The sequence below is a fragment of the Caulobacter sp. 05L422 genome (genome assembly GCF_056397765.1).
This window is the reverse complement of sequence record NZ_JBFTOB010000022.1, coordinates 34,811-53,190: the sequence shown is the minus strand read 5'-3', so window position 1 is coordinate 53,190 and position 18,380 is coordinate 34,811. Positions and strand designations below refer to the sequence as shown.

Genomic DNA, 18,380 nt, shown 5'->3' with positions numbered 1-18,380 from the left:
TCAGGCGGTTTCGACGGTGGATCCGACCGCCGTCTGGCCGATGCGGAAGATGACGAACTCGGCGGGCTTCACCGGCGCGATGCCGATGACCACCACCACCTGGCCCGCGTCGACCACCTCGGGCGGGTTGGTCTCGGCGTCGCACTTGACGAAGAAGGCGTCCTCGGGTCGGGACCCGGCCAGGGCGCCCTGACGCCACAACAGGGTCAGGAAGGCGCCGACGTCGCGCTGGATGTCCTTCCACAGCGGACCGGCGTTGGGCTCGAACACCACCCAGCGCGTGCTGATGGCGATCGACTCCTCGATCATGTTGAACAGCCGGCGGACGTTCAGGTAGCGCCAATTGCTGGCGCTGGGCGCCAGGGTCCGGGCACCCCAGACCCGCACGCCTTCGCGGGTGAAGAAGCGGATGCAGTTGACGCCGACCGGATTGAGCACGTCCTGCTCGGCCCGCGACAGCATCTGGGTAAGGCCTTCGGCCCCCCGGATCGTGACGTTGGCCGGGGCCTTGTGCACGCCGCGCTCGCTGTCGGTGCGGGCGTAGATGCCGGCCATGTGGCCCGAGGGCGGGATCTGGGCCAGGGCGTCCGGATCAATCGCGTCGCGGCCCTTCAGCCAGGGGAAATAATAGGCGCCGTAGCCGCCGTCGGAGTCCCGAGCGCGCAGGCCGGGCTTGGGACCCTTGCCGCGCGCCGGCGTCGCGGTCGTGTCGCCGTCGGCGGCCGGGGTCGTGGGCGGGGCGGCGCTGCCGTCGGCGGCGCGGGTCAGCACCTCGACGTCATCCACGCGGGGTGGCCCGTCCAGGATCGCCACGCGGTCCTTCAGCGACTCCGCGGCGTCCAGCAAGGCGCCATGCGCGGCCGCATCGGTTCGTCCCGGCGCGGCGATGATGGCGATCTCGTCGATGGCGGCCAAGGCGTCGAGCCCCCTGCCCTTGCCGGCGATCGCGCCGTCGGCCTTGGTGTTGACCACGTAGCAGCGCGAGCCGCCGTTCAGGAAGAAGCCATAGACGGCGTTGGCCAGGTCGGTGCCCTTGTCGCCGTCGCGCACATAGCGTCGCCGGAACTCGCTCCAGTTGTTGATCGCGATGGCCTCGTCGACGAGGGCGTCGGGGTTGGGCGCGGTTCCCACGAACCCGGCCACCGAAGTGCCCACCGCCTCGATCGGGCGTGTTCCAGAGTCGATCTCCTCGACGTAAACGCCGGGGCTCAAATAGGACGGCATGTCAAATCTCCAGCGGTAAACGAAGGATCACGGGGCTTCCGGTTTCGACCTCGCTGTCCATCTCGACCCCACGGGCCCGGACATTGAGGCGGACAGGCCGGCCCTTGCCGCCCACGGGACCGTGGAGGCGGAAGCGGCCGAAGGCGTCGGTCTGGGCGGAGCGATCGAGGCCCTCGAGGCGCACCACGGCGCCGGCCACCGGGGTGTCGCCGGGGCCCAGGACCGAGCCCTGCAGAACGCCGAGCTCGCCCGACACGATGTTGAGCGGGAAACGAACCAGCCCCGCCCGCTCGGCAGGGCGGCTCCGGGCGATCGAGACCATGGTCCGCAGCACGAAGCCCGGTCCCGGCGGCAGGCTGAGATCGGCGCAAAGTTTCAGCGCGTCACGATCCAGAACCACCTCGGTCTCGTCGTGCTCCATCGCCGCGAACAGCAGGCGCACGGCGCCCGTCTGTTCGACGATCGGGTCGGCGGCGCGGACGGTGAGCAGGTAGTCGACCGTCAGGATCAGCGGCGGCGAGGCCGCGCGGGGGGCCGCGTGGGGGGCCAGGCCGATCAGGCGAAGGTCGACCCCTTCACCGCAGTCGCGATCGCTCAGGGACCGGGCGACCACGGCGCGACCCGGCAGGACCTCTTGGGTCCAACCGATCAATTCGCGCGTCGTTTCCTCCAGCCCTTCAGCCATTTTCTGATCGCTCCCCCAGGTACAACCCAAAGACGTCCAACCATACTAAGTCCGAATTTTAACAAATGAAAAGCTCAGATTTCATCGTTTTCCGAATATGATTTTCCACATCATCGAGATTCATGTACGCGAATTTTTATGATATTTACGCACCTATCTCGAGACTATTGGAAATACTTAACGCGATCAGGCTGCCGAATACTTGGCACTTTTTGCCATAGACAGCTATAAATTTACTACACATCGAGCGATGACGTTCGATAGTATGCAATCAAACATCGACATGTAGCTTCATTATCGCCAAACTATATTTAATATCGCGAATCGAAATACTTCATCGTCGGAAAACTAGAAATAAACGTAATAGTTGCAGGTCAACGCCGTCAAAGCCAAGGCGTCGACACCGTGAGAGCCTCGGCGGCCGCTCAACCGCCAGCCAGCTCCGGACCAGCGCCGACGGATCGGCCGCCACGCTCTCCACGACCTTCCGAAGGGCAAGGGCGAGCAGTCCCGCGCGAGGGAAACCGCCGCCGCGCCATGCCGGATTCAGCCCCCACGAGAGGTCGCGACCGCCGGCCGCGAACCGCCCGTCAGCCTCGGTTCTCCTCCCGCCAGTAAAAGTAGAGCAGCACCGCCATGGCCCCGGCCAACGGATGCCAGAGCATGCCGTGCGGCTGGAAGAAGGCGTTCGGATCGCACATCGGCCCGCCGGTCTGCGACAGCGCCCAGAAGATGGTCGCGGCGATGATGCAGCCCACGGCCAGCCACCAGAGCAGGATGGTGTTCCACCGCCCCTGCCAGGGCTTGCCTTCCCGCACGCAGGCCCAGATCTCCAGCGCCAGATAGGCGGCCACCAGGGCGATGATCAGGATCAGCGACTTGAACTCCCACTGCCAGAGGGCGTGGAGGATCACGAAGACCACGACCGTGATCGGGTAGAAGACCCAGAACACCCAGTCGGCGGGGACGATCCGGCGCAGGGTGTAGAACACCAGGAACGCCGCGTAGATGTACATCGACAGCCCGTCGAAGTTGCCCGCCCAGCCGATGATCGAGGCGTGGAACCACATGCTGCCCAGGCCCAGGAACAGCACCGCGAAGACATATAGGTCGGCGATGAAGTTGTCGGACCGCATGACGTTCTCGCCGCGCGCGCCGTCCTTGCGATCCAGATAGAGCATCAGGGCCACCAGGGCGGCGGTCAGGATCGAATAGAGGTTGAACCAGGTGTTGACCGGCTGTCGGACGCCGTTGGCGTGCGACGTCACATCGCCGACGTTGAACGCCTCGCAGAAGCACGTGTTGGGCGTCGTGGCCATGCAGCTGTCGGGACTGCCCGGCCAGCCGGCGGCGACGAAGATCAGGAACGGCAGCAGGACCAGGACGACCCCTGCCCCCAGCACGATGAAACCGCGATAAGCGCTCATGGTCCCTCCTCGAGAATCCAGATGGACGCGGAACTCCCCCGGAAAACCTCGGGGCGCACTGACACCGGCGACGACGCCGGGCGGATAGGAGGCGAACGCCGTTCCGCACTCTCGCCGGGCGCGAAACGCTGTCGCCCAGCGCGCGATCTCCAGATGAAGCCTGGCCCACGGCCAAGCTTGCGCGCATTTGGAGAACGACGAGAAAGCTGAACCTATAGGTAGAGCTTAGCAGACCTTGGCGATCCGTCCATACGGGATTTCTCCGGACCCCGGCGAGCCGCCTCGGCCGCTGTCGATGGGCGCGCGGAGCGGTGGAAAGCGCATCGTAAGCCCGCGTTAACGCGGGCGCGGTCTACTCTGCGTTAACTATGATTCGAGAGGACCGCCGGATGCTAGCCGAGCCTGTCGCCCCCGCCGGCGCCGTCGGAGCAGACCTCATCGCCGCCGGACGCGCGGCGCTGGAAGCCGGCGACGCGACCGCGGCGGCGGAGGCTTTTCTAGCCGTCGCCAAGGCGCAGCCGGCCGATCACGAAAGCCGGTACTGGCTCTACAGCGCCCTGGTGGCGGCCGGCCAAGGCGCCTCGGCGCGGCCTTTTCTCGACGAAGCGCGCGACCTGCACGCGACGTCGCTGCTGCGCGGCTTGGGCGTCGACACCCAACGCTTCCGGACCGACAAGGCCTATTGCGGCGCCGTAGGGTTGGCGCTCTACGAGCAGCAGCAGATGGGCGCGGCGAGCCTGGCCCTGGGCCGCAGCCTCGACTTCGATCGGCTCTCCAGCCAGCACATCGCCTCCTACGGACTTGCCCTGCTTCACCAGGGCCGCACGGACGAAGCGATCAACGTCTTCCAGGTCGCCACCGACTCGTTCGTCAGTTCGGTGATCCACGAGTTCCTCCTGTACGCGCTGTTCCACGCCCCCGACCGCATGCAGCGGGTGGCGGACGAGGCGCGACGCTGGGCCGACCAGTACGCGACCCACCTGACGCCGGCCGAGCCGCGCTTCGAGAACGACCGCAACCCCGGCCGCAGATTGCGGATCGGCTATGTCGGCCCCAGCTTCACCCGCAACCAGGTGGCCCAGTTCCTGCTGCCCGTGCTGGACGCGCATGACCAGGCCGCCGTGGAGGTGTTTCTCTACTGCGCCGACCCCGCCGGCGAAGGCGCGCTGCCGCTGGGCTGCAAGGTGCGCGGCCTGGGGCAGATGGCCGACGCCGACGTCGCCGCCCTGATCCGCAAGGACAGGATCGACATCCTGATCGACGTCTGGGGCCACACCGCCGGCAGCCGCCTGGGCGTCTTCGCCTACCGCCCGGCGCCGGTCCAGGTCGCCTGGATCAACTTCGTCCAGACGACCGGCATGGCCTGCATGGACTACATCCTCCATGCCGACAGCATGGCGGTGCCGGGATCGGAGCGGTACTACACCGAGGAGATCTGGCCGATCGGCCCGATCGTGGCCCCCAGCCGCCCGTCGGCGGATCGGCTGGACCCGGTCCCGACTCCGGCCCTGAAGAACGGCTATGTCACCTTCGGTTCGTTCAACAATCCCGCCAAGCTGAGCGAGATCACCATCGCCGCCTGGGCGGTGATCCTCAGCCAGCGGCCCAACGATCGCCTGGTTCTGAAGTACGGCACCTTCGTCGATCCGGTGCTGCAGCGCGTGACCCAGGCCCGCTTCGTCGCCTACGGCGCGCGGCCAGAGCAGCTGGAATTCCGCGGCCGTACGACCGGCGTCGACTATTGCCGCGAATTCCAGGACATCGACCTGGCCCTGGATCCTTCGCCCTGTCCCGGCGGCACCACCTCGTGCGACGCCCTGGCCAACGGCGTGCCGCTGCTCACCCAGGTGGGCGAGGACCTGTACGGCCGCATCGGCGTGCCGGTGGTCCAGCCCTGCGGCCTGTCTGAATTGATCGCCGACGGCTGGGACGACTATGTGGGCCGGGCCCTGTCTCTCACCGCGGACCATGAAGCCCTGAACGCCCTGCGCGCCAAGGTGCGGCCGGGCTTCGACAATTCGCCCTACTGCGACGAGGTCGGCTTCACCCGCAATCTCGAGGCGACGTTCCGGCAGATGTTCGATCGCTGGCTGGCGGCGAAATGAGCGCGGGGTCGGAACGGGTCATCGAGGTCGAATGCGACCTGCGCGACGGGGCCATCGTCCCCCGGATGGAGCATGCAGAGATCGTCGACCGGGTCATGGACCGGGGCCAGTTGCTCATGCTCAAGCGGGTCTTCCCCTACGACCAGGTCGCCGAGCTTCGCGCGGCGGTGGCCGCCTGGGGGCGCGAGACGCCGCTGGCCGAGGTCGACGACTTCGCCGGCAACTATCATCGCCGCCGCTGCATGATCTCGCGCCTGCAACAGGCGCCGCACGTCTTCCACGACTACAATTTCAACGACCTTCCCCTCGCGCCGTCGGCGCTGGAAGCCAAGCTGCGCGCGCTGTTCGAGCCCCTGCGCGGCCTCTACAACACCCTGACCGGGGCCGGTGTCGACTTCGAGATCCCGGCCTCGGGGCCGTATGTCCACCCGCAGTTGATCCAGTACCCGGCCGGCGGCGGCTTCTTCGCCCGCCACTGGCACAACCTGATGCCCCAGCAGCTGGGCTTCATCACGTCGCTGTCGCAGCGTGGGAAGGACTTCCGCAACGGCGGCACCTGTTTCGAAATCGAGGGCGAGGTGATCGATCTCGAGACGCATCAGGACGCCGGCGACATCTGCATCTGGCGCTATGACCATCACCACTGGGTCACCCAGTCCGATCTCAGGGACAAGTTCGACTGGGACAGCGAGGCGGGTCGCTGGGTGGCGACCTTCGCCTATTTCGATCCACGCGGGTAAGGCGGCTTCGATGACGACCGAGATTAAAGCCAGCAAGTACCGCTGCCCGTCCTGCGCCGGGGCCGATTTCGTGACCAGCGTCACCCAATGGCGGTGCACGACCTGCGGCCAGGACTACGCCTGCGTCTACGGCATGCCCAAGCTCTATGCCGAGGATCGGCTGGGGGCCCAGGACCGCAAGCTGCGCGACACCTTCTATGACGGGCTGTTCGGCCGCCTCTATCAGATCACCATGCCGGCCATCGTCATGCCGGTGCGGCCGCTGGCCCTGTCCTGGCCCTACTGGATCGCCTACGGCGTGACGATCGTCGGCCTGCTGGCTCTCGCGGTCGGCCTGGTCGCGGCCCTGGCGTCCGGCGCGCTGCCGCTGGCGCTGATCCTGGCCGTTCCGCTGGTCCTGGCGGGACTGGTGCTGAGCCGGCAGAGCTATCTGCTGCACCTGCTGTGGACCGCCCTGCCCGTCTGGCTGTCGCTGTCGCGCCGCCCCTATACGCCGCCGGAATCGTTCGCCGCCGTCCACGAGCGGGTGCTGGCGCCGCTGCGCACGGCCGGTCGCCGGCTGCAGGTGCTGGACGTGTCCACCGGCTCCTGCAACTCGCTCTACAAGCACGGCTGGATGTCGCTGGACGCCGACTACACGGCCATCGACCTGTCCGAGACCATGCTCAAGCAGGGCAGCGAGATGATGAGCAAGGCGGGCGTGGCGGTCGACCTGGTGCTGGGCGACGCCATGGAGCTGCCGTTCCAGGACGACCGCTTCGACGTGGTGACGAGCTACGGCGCGGTGAACGGCCTGACCGATCCGGTCAAGGCCATCGCCGAGATGGCCCGCGTGGCCAAGCCCGGCGGCGTGCTGCTGTTCCTCGACGAGCAGATCAGCGACGCGGCCACGCCCCTGGACCGCGCCTACTTCCACAAGGTGCTGTCGAGCCACGACGTCATCCACCGCTGCCCGGTGGAGAGCCTGCCCGCCAGCCTGACCGACGTGCGCGTCTCGCAGGTCTATCAGTTCTACTACATCTGCACGGCCACCAAGGCCGGCTGACCCTCGAAGGGGCGGACGGGGCTCTACGCCGCGAGGTGCACGAACATCGCGCCGCCGGCCACGAAGTGGCGCTGGACCCGCGGGCCGTAGTCGGCGATCGCCCGGTCGGCGACCTTGCGCGGACCGTCGCCGTGCGGCCAGTGATAGTCGTCGAAGATCACCCAGCCGCCGGGCGCCACCAGGGGACCCCACAGGGCGAAGTCCTCGGCCACGGCGGCCTCGTCGTGATTGCCGTCCAGGTGCAGGACGGCGATGGACCCCGTCAGCGCCGTCGACCCGAACTCCGGCGAGGTCGCCGTGCGGGTCTCGACATAGCGCTTGTGGGCGTCGACCGAGGTCATGCGCAGATAGTTGAAGTCACCCGCCGTGCAGGCCAGCATGGCCAGCAGAAAGCCGGTGCGGACCTGCTCCCAGTCCCAGCCGCCGGACGCTTCCTGGATCAGGACCGGGGCGTCGGTCTGCACCGAAAGGCCCAGGTCCCAGGGGTCGACGCACAGGGTCGCGCCCACGCCGCAATAGGCGCCCACGCGGTTGAACACGTAGCTGCTCTTGCCGAACAGGGCCCCGATCTCGACGATGTCGCCCTTGGGGGCCAGGGGCACGACGCCGCAGATCGCCAGGATCTTCTCGCGCGAGCATTCGCCATGGATGGTCTCGGCCTGGGCCAGGATCCCGCCGACCAATTCTGCCGGCAAGGACGAGGGCCGCCCGGCGATGGATGCGATGGTCTCCAGGCCCGCGCGGCCGTCGACCAATGCGACGCTCACCCGGTCCATCTGGCGCTTGAACGGCCCCGGCCCCATCAGCCGCAGGCCCGGCAGGCGCTCGGGCAAAGCCTGCTCGAACAGGTGGAAGGTGGCGGCGTGCGGCGTGAAGAGGTCGGTGATCCCCTCGCGGGCGACCAGCGCCCGCAGGGCCTCGAAGAAGTCGGGCGCGCCGATGAACGGCAGCCGCCCCCAGGCGTCGAACGCCCCGGCGTTGGGGTCCACGTCCAGCGACGAGGCGCCGACGACGCGACGGCCCCACTGGCGGGCTTCGCGGGCGAACCGGGCCGCGGCCTCGAGGGCCGAGGGGAAGACGAGGATGGTCATGCGTCCTCCAGGACGGAACAGCCGACGCCGGTCTGGCCGAAGCCGTCGCCATTGTGGAACATGATTTTGCGGCCGTCGGCGATCACGACGGCGGGATAAGACATGGTGGCGCTGTTCCAGCCCTCGGCGGCCGGCTTGAGGCCTTCCGGATCGGGCTGGCGGACCCAGGTCTCGCCGTCGATCGAGGTGGCGTAGCCGATGCGATAGGACCCCGCCCCGTCGCGGTAGCCGATGCTGTTGCGATACGAGAACCACATCTCGTAGCCGTCGGCCGTCCGCGCCACCGACGGCCGCGTGTTGGCCTCCAGCGGGTCCAGCTTGGGAATGCAGGCGTGGTTGAGCTGCCGCCAGACCAGGCCGTCGTCCGAGCGGGCCAGCTTGATCTGGTAGGTCGGCTCGAACTTGCCGTCGATCTCGATCCAGCCGGTGCCCGAGCCGTACCACATGGTCCAGATCCCGTTCTCGATCAGGATGTTGGGGGCCATGGTCATGTAGGGCTCGTGCGGGGTGCGGTCGACGACCGGCCCCTCGAAGGCCCGCTCGAAGGTCAGGCCGCCGTCGCGGCTGCGCGCCAGCCCCACCGACATCCGGTAGGGCACGTTGCCGCCGCGGCTGACGCCGCCGTAGTAGAGCCACATCTCGTCGCCGACCATCATCGCCTGGCTGCCGATCGCCCCGTCCTCGTCATGGGTCCCGGGCCTACCGAGACCCAGGACGGGCTGGTCGTGGACGTACAGCACCCGGGTCGGGTCGGCGCGGTCGCAGTCGAAGAAGCTGGTGCGGCTGCGGTTGTCGGCGTCGCGGGTGCCGTAGTAGACGCGGATACGGTCGCCCATCACCAGGGCGGCCGGCGCCTGGGCGTGGGTCTTGGACCAGTCGAACGCGCCGCTGGGGACGAAGATCGCGCCGAGTTGCTTCCAGCCCATCGGACCGCTCACCCTTGCCAATAGTCTTTGGCGGCCAGCAGGGCCCGATAGTCGTTGCTGGTCACGCCCACCATGATGCGGTCCCAGAACCGGCCGCCGCGGAAGTACCAGTCGCGCTGACGGCCCTCTTCCTTCCAGCCGCACTTGCCGCAATAGACCCCGGTCGAAGCCTCGTTATAGGCGATCATCGAGCCGTCCAGGCGGCGCAGGCCCAGTTCGTCGAAGGCGTAGCGCATGGTGGCCATGATCACGTCCACGCCGACGCCGCGGCCCCGCATGTTCGGATCGCCGATCATCATGCCGTGGAAGGCGTTCTTGTTCTTCCAGTCGATGTCCACGACGTTGGCCGTGCCGACCAGCCCGTCGCCCGGAACCTCGATCGCGAAACGCTGGTTCAGGGGATCGCCGGCCAGCCGCTCGAACCACTGCTCCGTCTGACGCAGCGAGGTGGGAAAGTGCCAGCCGCCGAGCATGGACCAAAGGTCGGGATCGTTGCCCCACCGGTGCAGGGTCGGCAGGTCCGCCGCCTCGATGGCGCGCAGCGTGACGATCTTACCCTTGATGTTCATTGGCCCTGCTCCACCTTGCGCGGTCCCCGGTAGGCGGGGAAGAAGCCGCTGTCCACAGTGTCGATGCTAAGCGCCTGATACGCTTCGGCGTCGAGCACCGCGCCGCACAGCCGCGCGGGCGCGACCGTGTTGGCGAACCCCCTCTTGAACCGCACCAGCCCGTCCTCGGGATTGTCGTTCATGCCGGCGCCGCCGCCGAAATTGATCACCCGGCAGTCGGTCAGGGCCTGCGCCGCCAGGTCGTTGACGGCGTAGGCCGCTCCGGCGGCGTAGCCTTCGGCCGCCGACGCCGCCAGGTGGCTCATCGCGTGGCCCTGGTGGGTGACGAACACGTGGGCCGACACTATCCGGCCGTCGATGAAGGCCGCGAAGGTCCGCACGCCCGGCAGGGCGGCGAGCAGAGCGTGATGCTCCGGCGGAAAGACGTGGGCGCCGCCCAGGCCGTGGCGGGCGGCCAGCTCGCCATAGAGCGCCTTCCAGGCCGGCAGGTGGTCGGCCAGGGCGATCTCCGAGGCCACGACCCGACCCAGCGCGCGCTTGATCTCGTAGCGATGGTGCTTGCCGTAGGCGAGCGGACCAAGGTCCCGGTCGAGGATCTGATGGGACTTGAACGGCCGCGCCATGTCGAAGGCCGCTTCCAGCGCCGCCGACGGCGGGCCCAGCCGATCTTCCGCCACCAGCACCACCGAAACCAGACCCGCCGCCTTCAGCCGCGCCAGTCCGGCGGCCAGGTCGGCTTCGTCCGAGATCACGGTGACCGGATAGACGCCGACCGCGTCCTCCCGCGTTCCGCAAGGCGTGGCGCGCGCCAGGACCCACGCGTCCCATTCGGGCACGGCGACGGGTCGCCCGATATGGCCGAGAGCGGCGGCATAGTCGGCGCGGGCATAGGGATGGATCATCGCAGGAGATCGTTCGCCAGATCGGCGATTCGCTCCATAGCCGCCGCGTCGTAGCGATGGTCGCACGGCAGGGTGACCAGTTCTCGGGTCCAGGCGGCTTCACGCGGGAAGGCCTCGGCCGGGGCGGCGATCCGGGGCCAGTGCACGGCGGCGAACACCCGGTGGGCATGCAGGCCGGCCAGCAGCCGGTCGCGTGGCTCGGGCGCCAGGCGCAGGACATAGCCGAGCGGCGGCGCGCCCGGATCGGCGGGCAGCGCCGACCAGGCCCGAAGGCGACGGTCGAGGACGGCCCAGTTGGCGCGGCGCGGCTCGGCCAGGTCGGCCAGGGCGACGTCGGCCAGGATCGCCAGGCTCCGGCGGGTCATGGCCTGGTCGCCCACCGCCATGGCCGCTTCCTTGGACTGGTTGGCCGCGTGCCAGGCGGCGTTGGCGCGGCCTTCCGGATCGTCCGCCCGCAAAAGCGGCGCACGCCAGAGGGCGGCGGCGTCGGCCGCCGTCGTCGGCTGGGGTCCACGGGTCTGCGCGTCTGGCGCGACCAACAGTCCGCCGTCGGCTACGCCCAGCAGCTTGCGGGGGCTGAACAGCAGCCAGGCGCCGGGGATCGGCGTTCCGGCGTCCAGGGCCTGGGCGCGGTCCTCCACGATCCGCAGGTCGGGCCGCCGGGCGGCGAAGGTTCGCGTCTCGGCTTCCAACGGCAGGCCGAAATGGGCGACGAACACGACCACGTCGCCGGGCTGGGCCTCGGCTTCGATCGCCGTCAGATCAGGCTTGAAGCCGTCCAACACCGGATAGAACCGCGTGCGCGCTGCCAGGGTCGGGTCCAGCAGGTCGCCGCAGACGAAGGCGGGCAACCAGATCGTGACCGTCGGCCAGGTCCGCGCCAGGGCCGAGAAGGCCGAGCGGGCGTTGACGAAGGCGCTGTAGGGACGCCCCTCGGTCCAGGCGACGAGCGGGCTCGGCTCGCCAACCGCCGCGTCGGGAGGGTGACGCTCGAAGAACCCGCCGACCGGCCGGGGAAGCGGTCCGGTTGGCGCGCCGGCGGCGGTCACCGGGCGGTGTACCCGCCGTCGACGAGATAGGTTCCCCCGTGACAGGACCCGGACTCGTCGCCGCACAGGAAGGCGGCCATCTGGGCCACTTCCTCGACCGAAACGTACTTCTGCAGCGGCAGCGACTTGGCCGCGTCCGGACGTCCGGCCGCCCGGGCCGGGTCGCGGGCCGAAAGCGCCGCATCGAGCCGTCGCATCATGTTCGAGGCGATCGGTCCCGGGCACACGGCGTTGACCCGCACCCCGTGGGGTCCGGCCTCCAGGGCCGCCGAGCGAACCAGGCCGATCACCGCGTGCTTGCTGGCCGTGTAGGCGCCGAGGAACGGACCGCCGACGACGCCGGAAATCGACGAAAGGGCCACGATGCTGCCCGCGCCCTGCGGCTTCATCACCCGCAGGCAGGCCTGCATCCAGTTGAGACAGCCCTTCACATTGACCGCCATGACCTGGTCGAAGGCGTCGCCGTCGATGTCCTCGATCGGAGCGACAGGACCTTCGACGCCCGCGGCCAGCACCGCCGCGTCGATGCGGCCAAAGCGATCCAAGGCGCCGCGCAATGCCGCTTCCACGGCCGCGCGGTCGGTGACGTCGGCGGCCTGAAAGTCGACGTCCGGCCGGCCCAGGAAATCGGCCGGCGGCGGGACGCGGTCGCTCATGACCACCCGGGCGCCGCGTTGCAGGAACAGATCGGCGCAGGCCTGGCCCACGTCGCCGGCGGCGCCGGTGATCAGAACGGTGCGGCCCGCCAGACTCGACATCTAGGCGGCGGCCAGGGCGCGGCCCAGGGCGGCGGCGATGCGGCGGATCTCGGGCACGCTGAGATCGATGGCGAAGGGCAGACCCAGGACCGAACCGCCCAGACGGTCGGTCTGGTTGAGGTCGCCGCGGCCGCAGTCGGCGAAGGCCGGACTGATGTGGCAGCCTCGTCCCCACCATTGGCGGGTCCCCACGCCTTCGGCCTCCAGCGCCGCGGCGACAGCGGCGGCCGAGCCGTCCGGCAGGCGGACATTGCAGACGCTGGTCACCCATTCCGAACCCCAGCCGGATTGGAAGCGGACCTGCGGCTGGTCGATCAGGCTGATGCGCAGGTGCTGGGCGGCGCGGGCGAACTGCAGGCGATCGGTCTCCCAGCAATCGAGCGCGGCGAGGCCCACGGCCCCGGCATACTCGGAAAGCTTGGCGTTGGTGGCCGGAACCTGGCTCTCGCGGCTGCCGTGGAAGCCGAAAGTGGACAGCCGGCGCACGCGCAGGGCCAGGTCCGCGTCGTCGGTGACCAGGAAGCCGCCCTCGCCCAGGCCCAGCGCCTTGGTGGCGTGCAGGCTGACGACGGCGGGCAGGTCGGCGTCGCGCAGGGCGTCGAAGGCGGCGGCCGCGTCCACGAGCACCGGAACGCCGGTTTCGTCGCGGAAGGCGCGCCAGGCCGCCAGGTCGCCGAGGCTGCCGAAGGCGCAGACCGGGATCGCCGCGACAAGCTGCTTGCGCACGGCGGCCGGCAGGTCGGCGATCGCTTCGGGCCGCATCATCCAGCTGTCGGGGTCGACATCGACGAACCACGGCCGAAGACCCGCCTGCATCACCGCATGGGCAGTGGCCACGAAGGTCCAGGCCGGAATGGCGACATAGCCGCCCGGCGTCAGGTCCATGGCGCTCAGCGTCAGGGTCAGGGCCTGGGTGGCGTTGGCGATCGTCACCACCTCGGCTCCGGCCGGGAAGCGCGCGGCGAGGCGGGCTTCGAACTCGGTCAGCAGGGGTCCGAAGTTTGAGTACCAACGCGCGGCGTCGATTCGTTTCAAATACGGGAAAATCGTCTCGGCCGACGGCAGACGGGGACGGGCCACCGGCACGGTCGCCAGAACCGTCGGCTCCGCATTCGTCCTTGCTCTCTGAACTAACAAAACAGTTCCTCCCGACGTCCCGGCCAGAGCACCATCACATGGTTAACGGCGCGTTAGGGGCCGGGGCCGCGTTGCCGGACCGGCCAAGGCTTCGGACCACGGGCGCGGGCGCATCGGCGGCGGCACTGAATCGTTGCCCCCGAAAGTCACCCGATAATAGATTGAATTGTCTACGATATTCTCCATCTGAAGCCGCCATCGGCGCCGAAGCCCCCCGTCGTTGGGACAAATGGCCGCGCCGCGGCCCGATAGAAAAGTCGTCGCGGCCCGCTGTGGGTTCGCCGTTGTCGTGCGTCATGCACGGTGAGACAAAACGCTAGAACCCGGGCTCACGCCCATTGGGCGGAATCGTGCGACCAGCCATCGAACCAGACCTCAATAGACTGGACCGACGCTATCGACCCGCGTTGATGGCGTTCTTCATGCGCCGCGCCGCCAGCCACAGCGACGCCGAGGACATGACCCAGGAGTTGTTCGCCAAGCTGGCCACGGCCCAATCCGGTCCACGAGGGGCCGGCGAAATGGACAACGCCGACGCCTACATCTTCCAGATGGCCGCCAACCTGCTGCGCGACCGGGGCCGGCGCGAGCGTGTGCGGGCCAACTACCGCGCCAGCGTCCATGCCGGCGCGGTGGACCTCGAGCCGCTGGATCCGGCCCGCGTGCTGCTGGGCCGCGAAAGCCTGGGCGAGGTGTCGGACGCCCTGCGCGAACTGCCCGACCGCACCCGCGCCATCTTTCTTCTGTTCCGTCTGGAAGGCATGAAGCAATCCGAACTCGCCGCCCTGTACGGCGTCTCCGTCAGCGCCGTGCAGAAGCACATCTTCAAGGCCATGACCCATCTGACCCGACGCGTGAGGGCCGGCGAATGACCGTCCTGTCTTCCGAAGATCGGCTGGACGCCGCCCGCGAGCAGGCCGCCCTGTGGTGCGTGCGCCTGGCCGACGACGAACTGACCCAAGTCGAGCAGGCTCGGCTGCAGGCCTGGTTCGACGCCGACGAGGCCCATCGCGGCCTGCTGGACGACGCCGTCACCGCCTGGCGCGCCGTCGAGGAACAGGCCGCCAGCCCCGGCATGATCGCGCTTCGTCGCGAAGCGCTCGAAGACCTGCGCCGCGCCCAGCACGGACGCTGGGCCCGCCCTGGCCGCCGGCTGGTGATCTGGACGGCCCTGGCCGCCTGCCTGGTCGCGGCCGTCGCCGGCGGCGTCGCCTGGCGCGCCAGCCTGCCCGACGTCTACCGCACCACCGAGGGCGAGCGACGGATCGTCGAGCTGGCCGACGGCTCGCGCGCCTCGCTCGACAGCGCCACCGTGCTGAAGGTCAAGTACGAGCGCGGCCGCCGCCGGCTGTGGCTGGACAGCGGCCGGGCCAAGTTCTCGGTCGCCAAGGACCCGCTGCGCCCGTTCTCGGTGGCGGCCGGCGACAAGCTGGTGGTGGCCACCGGCACGGTGTTCAGCGTCGAGCGCCTGACCGGCCAGATGCGCGTGGTGCTGTACGAAGGCCATGTGGCGGTGCTGGACGACAAGACCGGCCGGGCCGACACGGCCGTGCCGGTCAAGATCGGCGGCGCGGCCGCCGACCGACTGCTGACCCCCGACCACGAGCTGGTGACCTCCACCAAGACCAACGCCACCGTCGTCAGCCAGCTGGATCCGGTCCGCGCCAAGGCCTGGGAAAACGGCCAACTGGTCTTCCAGGACGAGCCCATGGACCTGGCCGTCGAGCGGGTGAACCGCTACGCCCGCGACAAGCTGAAGATCGGCGATCCCGGCGTCGCCCAACTGCGGATCAGCGGGGTGTTCACCTCGGGCGACACCAGCGCCTTCGTCGACGGGGTGACGGCCGTGCTGCCGGTCCACGCGGTTGCGGCCAATGGCGTGACCGTGCTGAAAATCGACCGCGGACAAAAAAATTCCGCGCCGGCCGGTGTGTCTTCGACGAGCTGAGGCGTCTCACTTTCCAAAGCGCCGCAATCAACGTCGGCGCATAGGGAGGGAAGACAATGCGCAGATCGTTCGACCGTCGCCTGGGCCATCGCTTGATTGGGGGCTCCACCGCCGCCGCGGCCCTGATGCTGCTGGCCGCCCCCGCGGCCGTCCATGCCCAGCAGACGAGAGGGGCCGCCTACAGCTTCGACATTCCCGCCCAGGACCTGAGCAGCGCCCTGCGCGCCTTCGGCCAGGCCTCCGGCCAGCAGTTGGCGTTCGACGAGGCCAGCGTGCGTGGCAAGCGCGCTCCGGCCCTGACCGGCGCCTACACCGCCGAGGCCGGCCTCAAGCGCCTGCTGAACGGCACGGGCCTCAGCGCCCAGCCCACCGCCAGCGGCGTCTACGCCATCCGCGCCAAGACCCTGCTGGTCGCCACCAGCGCCCAGAGCCAGGCCGCGCCCGCCACGGCCGTCGAGCCCGAACCCGAGACCCCGGCCCAGGTCGAGGAGGTGATCGTGGTCGGCACCCCCGGCGGCAAGGGCATCGACAAGCTGGCCGCCAGCTTCGCGGTCACCACCGTCAACGCCGACGACATCACCAAGGCCTCGCCCAAGAGCACCGCCGAGCTGCTGACCCTCGTGCCCGGCGTCTGGGTCGAGACCTCCGGTGGCGTGGCCGGCGCCAACGTCTTCGTGCGCGGCTTCCCCGCCACCGGTGACGCCGAGTTCCTGACCATCCAGCTGCAGGGCTCGCCGATCTATCCGCCCTCGACCCTGTCGTTCCTGGAGAACAGCTCGATCTTCCGGGTCGACGAGACGATCTCGCGGATGGAGGCCCTGCGCGGCGGCCCCAACCCGATCTTCTCCAACGGCCAGCCGGGCCTGACCACCAACTTCCAGCTCAAGGAAGGCGGCGAGGAGACCCATGGCCTGATCAAGCTCTCGACCTCGGACTATGACCTGCGCCGCATCGACGGCCTGCTCAGCGGCAAGCTGGCCGACGACCTCTATTTCATGGTCGGCGGCTACGCGACCACCTCGCCGGGCGTGCGCGACACCCAGTTCGACAGCGAGGTCGGCCAGCAGTTCACCGTCAACATCACCAAGCGGATGGAGCACGGGAAGATCAACCTGTACGCCCGCTACACCGACGATCACGGCGCCTGGTACCTGCCGTTCGCGATCAACGTGCCCGGCGTCGACAAGGGGACCTACACCCAGATCGGCCAGGCCAGCCGCTTCCACACCCTGCAGATCAACGCCGCCGGGACGACCCGGAACTTCGACCTGGCCGACGGCCGCGGCTTCAAGGGCTACATCGTCGGCGGCGGGTTCGAGCACGAGTTCGGCGACGGCTGGACGGTGCGCGACCGCTTCAGCCTGACCGACGGCGACGCCAACACCTACGGCCTGGTGCCGGACGGCGCGGCGATCACCGTAGCCTCGCTCAACACGGTCGTGCCGGGCGCGATCACCACGGGCGGCGGCGCGACCCTGGGCGCCAACGACTACGTCCAGAACTGGGGCGCCTGGATCGTCGAGAAGAAGATCAAGGCCGTGACCAACGACCTATCGATCGGCAAGACGGTCGGGACCCACCAGCTGTCTGCCGGCTACTACGCCTCCAGCTTCAAGTCCGACGACTTCTGGACGATCGGCAATGTCGAGCCGATGCAGGTCAAGGCCAACGGCGACTACCTGGCCGCCCCGGTCGCCTGCGCCGACCTGGCCACGGCCGGCAGCACCTCCAGCTGCTTCAAGTTCGGCCTGACCTCGGCCGGCGACGGACGGGTGGACGCGCTGTACCTGGCCGACTCCTGGCAGGTGTTCGATCCCCTGCGCATCGACCTGGGCGTGCGCCGGGAGCGCTTCCAGACCGACTACGTGGTCGACGACGGTCCCGGTTTCCCCGACGGCCTGGCCCTGCGCACCACCGACTACAGCAACAGCAAGACCAGCTACACGGTCGGGGTGAACTACGACATCAACAGCGTGTCGGGCGTGTTCGGCCGCTATTCGCGGGGCTACAAGTTCCCCAGCTTCGACAACTTCCGCGAAGGCCTGACCGACACCCTGTCGGTCGACCAGTACGAGCTGGGCTACAAGCTGCGCAGCGGGCCGTTCGAGCTCTACGCCACCGGCTTCGCCAACGAGTTCAAGGGCGCCAAGTTCGCCGACGTCGGCGGCATCCAGGAGAGCAACAGCAACAAGGCCCACGGCGTCGAACTGGACGGCCGCTGGCGCTCGGATTTCGGCCTGTCCCTGGCCCTGAACGGCACTTGGCAGAAGACCGAGATCACCAAGTCGTCGATCCCGGCCAACAAGGGCAACAGCGCCCAGCGCCAGCCAGACTGGATGATCCGCTTCACCCCCAGCTACGACGTGACCCTGGGCTCGGTGGAGTCGACCTTCTACGGCACGGTCAGCGCGGTGGACGACCGCTTCGCCGACAACGCCAACACCCAGGTGCTGAAGGGCTACACCAAGATCGATCTGGGCGCGATCTTCGACGTCGCCGACTTCACCGTCCAGGTCTCGGCCGACAACCTCACCGACAGCCACGGCCTGACCGAGGGCGACCCGCGCTCGACCAGCGGCGCCAACGCCCGCCCGATCCTGGGCCGGTCGTTCAAGGTCAGCGTCGGCTACAACTTCTGACCGGTCCCAGTCCGGTCGGGATCCGCCGGGGCCCGCATGGCCCGGCGGACGGGTTGCTCCCCAGCAACTCTCCTGCTCGCGGATCGGGTTCCCCTCGGACCCGATCCGCGCTTTTCCCGTTCTTGAGTTCGAGCG

General features: G+C 68.8%; 16 protein-coding genes. 6 read left to right on the top strand and 10 right to left on the bottom strand.

From position 1 onward, the window contains the following. The 3 genes from AC1DMQ_RS19825 to AC1DMQ_RS19815 form a co-directional block, all read right to left on the bottom strand. The gene (locus AC1DMQ_RS19825; RefSeq protein ID WP_477035277.1) at positions 1-1,224 is read right to left on the bottom strand and encodes a phage tail sheath family protein; all 1,224 of its coding nucleotides are present in this window, start codon (positions 1,222-1,224) and stop codon (positions 1-3) included. Position 1,225: 1 nt separating this feature from the next. Continuing rightward, entirely contained in the window at positions 1,226-1,909 is a 684-nt protein-coding gene (locus AC1DMQ_RS19820) for a carboxypeptidase-like regulatory domain-containing protein (RefSeq protein ID WP_477035276.1), read from the bottom strand. A gap of 590 nt (positions 1,910-2,499) precedes the next feature. Beyond that, complete coding sequence (locus AC1DMQ_RS19815) at positions 2,500-3,336, bottom strand: hypothetical protein (protein ID WP_477035275.1); 837 nt, start codon at positions 3,334-3,336, stop codon at positions 2,500-2,502. A 389-nt stretch (positions 3,337-3,725) separates the two neighbouring features. Here AC1DMQ_RS19815 and AC1DMQ_RS19810 point away from each other — a divergent pair, with 389 nt between their 5' ends. From AC1DMQ_RS19810 to AC1DMQ_RS19800, 3 genes are read left to right on the top strand one after another with little or no spacing between them, the layout of a single operon-like run. Next, entirely contained in the window at positions 3,726-5,441 is a 1,716-nt protein-coding gene (locus AC1DMQ_RS19810; protein WP_477035274.1) for an O-linked N-acetylglucosamine transferase, SPINDLY family protein, read from the top strand. Then, positions 5,438-6,181, top strand: coding sequence for a hypothetical protein (locus AC1DMQ_RS19805; RefSeq protein ID WP_477035273.1), 744 nt, complete (start codon positions 5,438-5,440; stop codon positions 6,179-6,181). The genes AC1DMQ_RS19810 and AC1DMQ_RS19805 overlap by 4 nt, the downstream gene beginning before the upstream one ends. Positions 6,182-6,191: 10 nt before the next feature. Further along, entirely contained in the window at positions 6,192-7,226 is a 1,035-nt protein-coding gene (locus AC1DMQ_RS19800) for a class I SAM-dependent methyltransferase (protein ID WP_477035272.1), read from the top strand. Between the two features lie 23 nt (positions 7,227-7,249). Here the strand turns inward: AC1DMQ_RS19800 and AC1DMQ_RS19795 are convergent, their stop codons facing one another. Genes AC1DMQ_RS19795 through AC1DMQ_RS19765 form a run of 7 tightly spaced genes read right to left on the bottom strand, consistent with a single transcriptional unit; the run spans position 7,250 to position 13,601 of the window. After that, complete coding sequence (locus AC1DMQ_RS19795; protein ID WP_477035271.1) at positions 7,250-8,317, bottom strand: class I SAM-dependent methyltransferase; 1,068 nt, start codon at positions 8,315-8,317, stop codon at positions 7,250-7,252. Further along, positions 8,314-9,243 (bottom strand): hypothetical protein, encoded by a 930-nt coding sequence (locus AC1DMQ_RS19790; protein WP_477035270.1) that lies wholly within the window; start codon positions 9,241-9,243, stop codon positions 8,314-8,316. Before AC1DMQ_RS19790 ends, AC1DMQ_RS19795 begins: the two co-directional genes overlap by 4 nt. Positions 9,244-9,251: 8 nt before the next feature. After that, positions 9,252-9,812 (bottom strand): GNAT family N-acetyltransferase, encoded by a 561-nt coding sequence (locus tag AC1DMQ_RS19785; RefSeq protein WP_477035269.1) that lies wholly within the window; start codon positions 9,810-9,812, stop codon positions 9,252-9,254. Further along, positions 9,809-10,714 carry a hypothetical protein gene (locus tag AC1DMQ_RS19780; protein ID WP_477035268.1) on the bottom strand — a complete coding sequence of 302 codons (906 nt, stop codon included), beginning with the start codon at positions 10,712-10,714 and terminating at the stop codon, positions 9,809-9,811. Before AC1DMQ_RS19780 ends, AC1DMQ_RS19785 begins: the two co-directional genes overlap by 4 nt. Further along, on the bottom strand, positions 10,711-11,763 hold the full coding sequence (locus AC1DMQ_RS19775) for an aspartate aminotransferase family protein (RefSeq protein ID WP_477035267.1): 1,053 nt from the start codon (positions 11,761-11,763) through the stop codon (positions 10,711-10,713). Before AC1DMQ_RS19775 ends, AC1DMQ_RS19780 begins: the two co-directional genes overlap by 4 nt. Then, positions 11,760-12,521, bottom strand: coding sequence for an SDR family NAD(P)-dependent oxidoreductase (locus tag AC1DMQ_RS19770; protein WP_477035266.1), 762 nt, complete (start codon positions 12,519-12,521; stop codon positions 11,760-11,762). Before AC1DMQ_RS19770 ends, AC1DMQ_RS19775 begins: the two co-directional genes overlap by 4 nt. Beyond that, complete coding sequence (locus tag AC1DMQ_RS19765) at positions 12,522-13,601, bottom strand: DegT/DnrJ/EryC1/StrS family aminotransferase (protein WP_477035265.1); 1,080 nt, start codon at positions 13,599-13,601, stop codon at positions 12,522-12,524. A 407-nt stretch (positions 13,602-14,008) separates the two neighbouring features. On the opposite strand from AC1DMQ_RS19765, the gene AC1DMQ_RS19760 reads away from it, so the two are divergent. Genes AC1DMQ_RS19760 through AC1DMQ_RS19750 form a run of 3 tightly spaced genes read left to right on the top strand, consistent with a single transcriptional unit; the run spans position 14,009 to position 18,245 of the window. Continuing rightward, the gene (locus tag AC1DMQ_RS19760; RefSeq protein ID WP_477035264.1) at positions 14,009-14,530 is read left to right on the top strand and encodes an RNA polymerase sigma factor; all 522 of its coding nucleotides are present in this window, start codon (positions 14,009-14,011) and stop codon (positions 14,528-14,530) included. Beyond that, a complete protein-coding gene (locus AC1DMQ_RS19755; RefSeq protein WP_477035263.1) occupies positions 14,527-15,606 on the top strand; it encodes a FecR family protein in 1,080 nt (359 codons plus the stop codon). Before AC1DMQ_RS19760 ends, AC1DMQ_RS19755 begins: the two co-directional genes overlap by 4 nt. A 56-nt stretch (positions 15,607-15,662) precedes the next feature. Then, entirely contained in the window at positions 15,663-18,245 is a 2,583-nt protein-coding gene (locus AC1DMQ_RS19750; protein ID WP_477035262.1) for a TonB-dependent receptor, read from the top strand. The last annotated feature ends 135 nt before the right edge of the window (positions 18,246-18,380 follow it).